The sequence below is a fragment of the Xenorhabdus sp. Sc-CR9 genome (assembly GCF_963897815.1).
Classification (GTDB): domain Bacteria; phylum Pseudomonadota; class Gammaproteobacteria; order Enterobacterales; family Enterobacteriaceae; genus Xenorhabdus.
Map to the genome: position 1 here is coordinate 1 of NZ_CAWQTY010000026.1, position 4,368 is coordinate 4,368.

General features: G+C 33.7%; 2 protein-coding genes. Both read right to left on the reverse strand.

Annotation, left to right across the window (positions count from 1 at the left end; translation table 11 throughout):
- Nucleotides 1–3,644: 3,644 nt before the first annotated feature.
- Nucleotides 3,645–3,857 (reverse strand): transcription antiterminator/RNA stability regulator CspE, encoded by a 213-nt coding sequence (gene cspE, locus AACQ81_RS01495; protein ID WP_015834829.1) that lies wholly within the window; start codon nt 3,855–3,857, stop codon nt 3,645–3,647.
- 329 nt (nt 3,858–4,186) lie between these two features.
- Nucleotides 4,187–4,368: transposase (locus AACQ81_RS01500; RefSeq protein ID WP_237387800.1), on the reverse strand; the 182-nt coding region annotated here is incomplete at its 5' end.

A 4,368-nucleotide genomic window follows, 5' to 3' on the forward strand; every position in this document is an offset into this window, starting at 1 on the left:
AAAAAAAAAAAAATAAAATATTTAAAAACTACAAAAATAGAAGGAAACAAAATGTTTTTGGTTGAATTCTATAATCTAAAAACTGATGAGAAAATCCACAATAAAGTTAGATTATTGATTAAAAATAAATTCGCTTAAATAACAAAAAATATAGATATAAAATCATTCCCAAATGCAAATTTAGTGACTAATTATTATTGTATAAAATCCAATTACAAGAAGAATAGATATTAAAAAAAAGTAAATGAGTATTAATAGATAAAATAAATTAAAAATAAATTTATCCAACTTAACTTGTAATACAAATAACAATAGATGATTTGAATTGCCGTTTCAAATAAATAATATAACAACTAAATATAACCCTATTACTTCCTTAAATTAATTCCTATTGTGATATGAAGTTCACACTCAAAGAATAACATCAATACCTATTCTAAATATTCATAAAAATTTTTTTTAAGGGGAGTTACAATGGAGTACGCACTGTATGAATTGCTCCTTTAAAACATACAGAATAAGATATTATTTAATGATAATTATTTACAACCATCCACTAAGAAGTGAATGTAAAATCTCTTTATCATTTGAACAACAATACACTAGCTAATTAACCTCCTGATTAACCATGAAAAGTAATCACAAGGTAGCGAATGTAACTCCATAGGGGTATCAAGGGAAAGAAATGAAATTAATTACCTAATGCCATTATTATTAATGACGCTAATAAAACAGGTAATACAGCCACATTTTTTACAAGTAGATCTTTTGAGTGAATGATATATGTACAATCCATGTTGATAATAATAACCCTTCCACAGATCATTCTGATTGAAATAAGGCTTGATATTCTAGCTGTTCGCCGCAAATACATACCACATCACGTCGTATGTCGTTATATAGAAGATAGATGAGCAATCTCGCTCCAGAGCAGAAAACACTCAATACTATGTTCGTATCCACTTATGTTTTTTCAGAAATTCTATATCTGTTTTATTTCAAAGCAAAAACTGTTGTGAAATATCGCATATTAGGTTTTGTATGGGCAAATGAACGGTTAACATCGATAAAATGAAATAAATTCACTGATAACTAATACAGAAAATATGTTCACAAATTTCGAATTAGTCGTCATATTTAAATAATTAGTAATATTCCTAAACGATACCCTTCTCTTAATTATCCCCTTTCACTAATATCATCCGGTTTTCATCAGGCTGAATGATTCTGCTGACTCTTTTGTGATATCTGCCACTGTATCAACTGAAATTTTGACATCAGTAACCTGTAATGTAAGAGCTTCATTTATTCCACCATGAAGAAAAACAAAGGCATGACCATTCTTTTACGATGGCTTTAAAATGAGTGATTTTTGTAACCCGGTTAACTTACAAAAAACCGACCTTAATTCCACTTATTTTGAAAGGTTTTCATCACTCATTAACTCAATATCAGAGTCAATAAGAATATTTCCAGAATCTAAATCTACATCACGGTAAACTTTAGCCATAATGACAGGATTATCTCCGGTAATCACCTTACCCAGAATACCATTTATCCTAATGTTGTTATTGCCATTGTTTCATTTTCTTTTGCTCGATCTAAAAATGTTATAAACCCTATTGCATCATCACCTTTTCATCAGTAACAAAAAGAGGATAATTCGCTCCATCAGTGCTTAACTCCCGTGTCACTAAGATTAACACCCTGAAACCTTGTCCGTTATAGAGACTAACCAGTTACACCACATTGTTACGACTTTCTTCAGTGAGAGAAATTATTTTCTCCTTTATCTTTAATATAGGAGCAAACTGATAGCAGTTCTTGCACAACACTCTTGTCAGCTAATTGGTATTTTTTTATACAAATTATGTGCAAAAATTGATTGACTGGGTCTAACAAAATCAAATAGTAACTCATCAATTTTTCTGTAGCTGCATACAAAGTTGATATCTGAATTTCTACTGTCATAATCAATGATCGATTGATTCATTAGATTTCTGCTATCCCTTTGATGGATGCAGTTGAACCAAAATAAATGGAGAACAAAGAATCTCTACTCTCTGTATCCAAATAATACTAGAGAATAATTTTTCCTTGAGTTAATGCCTCCGTTTTATCGGTACACCACCCACCCATTGAGCAAAGGCTCTACATTGCATTAAGTTACAATTAATCTCGCAATAGATATTGCATTTCTCGATCGGGATCACTTCTATCATCAAGATCGCCTGGTCGACAAATAAATACCTGAACTCTATTAAGCATAAATCAGCGGGATCATACTTCTTCCTCGCTGAATGATAGTAAGAAGTGAACAGTACGAAAAAAGACCATGACCAATAGTGATAATATATAGATAAGAGGATTATGGAAAGGCGATAAGGAGTTGAGTCAGGATGTAGCGATGCGACCTGTTAATGATGACAAATTTTTTCTTTGAACAGATAGAGGTAGGTTGATTTATTAAAATATATTCCTGTATTACCTATTTGAGAAACTAAAACCACTCCATAAGCAACGTTTCATGCAGAATTAAAGGTGGAGGGCATTGTCCATGGTGACTCCTTGTCACTATAAAAATGTGGAATTACTCATAATAAATGATTCTAATCTGGCAATTTAATAGCAGTTTTCCAGTTAACTGCACTAACACTTTTTTCCAGATTTACTCGGCAGATAATCAATTCGATTTATTTTTATTCAGCGGGTATTGCCAATTTTCCACCCAAATTTCAAGCCTGTCAGACTGAAGATCACCTGCACTACTCACTGCCGCCCAGTCTGTTAATCGCTTGTAAAAACAAAGTAGTTACCAAGATTTCATCATTTATAGCGAAGATAATATAAATTTTATAACGCGGCTCTAAACCCAATGCATGTTAATGGAGTTGAGCATTAATTCGCTGGCGTGGCTTATCTTAATGAGATGTTGTCACACAGGATAGTGACTGCCTAATACCTGCGACCCATATTGCCCCAACGCAAAGAAAACCAATTCCAGAAACAATTTGTGCGACACCAGCCATAGTTGATGCTATTGGTGTGCAGCTTCAATCAAGGTGCCAAAACATAGTGCGGATCGCAGGAAACCATTAGCGACTAAACTAACAAGAACAGATAGCCTAAAGAAATGATCTCTTTATCGTATATGAAATGTGAAATGCTATGATGACGGATATTTAATTCGGCTTAGTTATTTGTATGTTCTCGGAGGAAGTAAGGAATGAGTATATGACTACATCATGTATACTGAGCTGCAAAACTTTGACTATCCAATTGCCCACTCTCCAATGGAATTTAGGACGGAGTATAAACAAGTAGAATTAATAAGTAACAATTTTAATCGAGATACAATTTTACAAGAAATCACACATTCTTTGTTTCATTGGACAACAATGGTTCCGCAAATATTTTGTCATTCAACCAAAATTTATTTTATCCCATAATAAATAACTATTTATTTTCATAAAGTTACTTTTATCATGTAAATAAATTCAATTAGAAATTGTTATAACGGAAACTATTTTTAGGACGGAGGCTGTGTGATATAGGATTCATATGATACGGGTTGCACTACAAAAAGCAAAAAGCCCGTCAGGGCAATTTATTAGTCTGACGAGCTTAAATAAGGCTTAAGGCAATTAGATAGCAGTTACGTTTGCTGCCGCTGGGCCTTTGGCACCACTTTCAATGGTGAATTCTACGTTCTGGCCTTCTGCCAGAGTTTTGAAGCCGTTACCTTGAATGGCAGAGAAGTGTACGAATACGTCTTTGCTGCCATCAGCTGGAGTGATGAAACCAAAGCCTTTAGACTCGTTGAACCACTTCACTTGACCTTTCATTTTGTCGGACATTTGACTTTCCTATATATCAAAAAAAACTCGCCACCTTGGGCATGTGTTGGCCAGTATCAGCTATTACTTATGGAGGCACTAAGAAGGAAACGGTCAACAAAGGCTACCAGAAATAGCACTTACACATAACTCATTAACTCAAGATGTCGTACATAAAGTAGGTCTGTTAATCAGGCCAAACGCATTAACGCATTAACGCACACGAATAGCAACCTTTTTATGTATTCTCGTTTTAAAAAAAACGGATCTGCTCAATATTAGAACAAAATAGCATAATAAAGTGGGTCATTTATAATTTTATTTGATTTATTCAACTTTTGTCTTAGAACCTATTCAGAATTTTTCCTGCGCAGTAATAGGATAAGAAAGGCCAAATTAACAAACTGAAGGCTGGTATTTAAATAGCGTTCACAGTTTTTCCATAAGCGGCGGCATTTATCCAGCCAGGCAAATGAACGCTCGACCACCCATCGGTTGGGGATAACCTTGAAGGTATGAAGCTCATCACGTT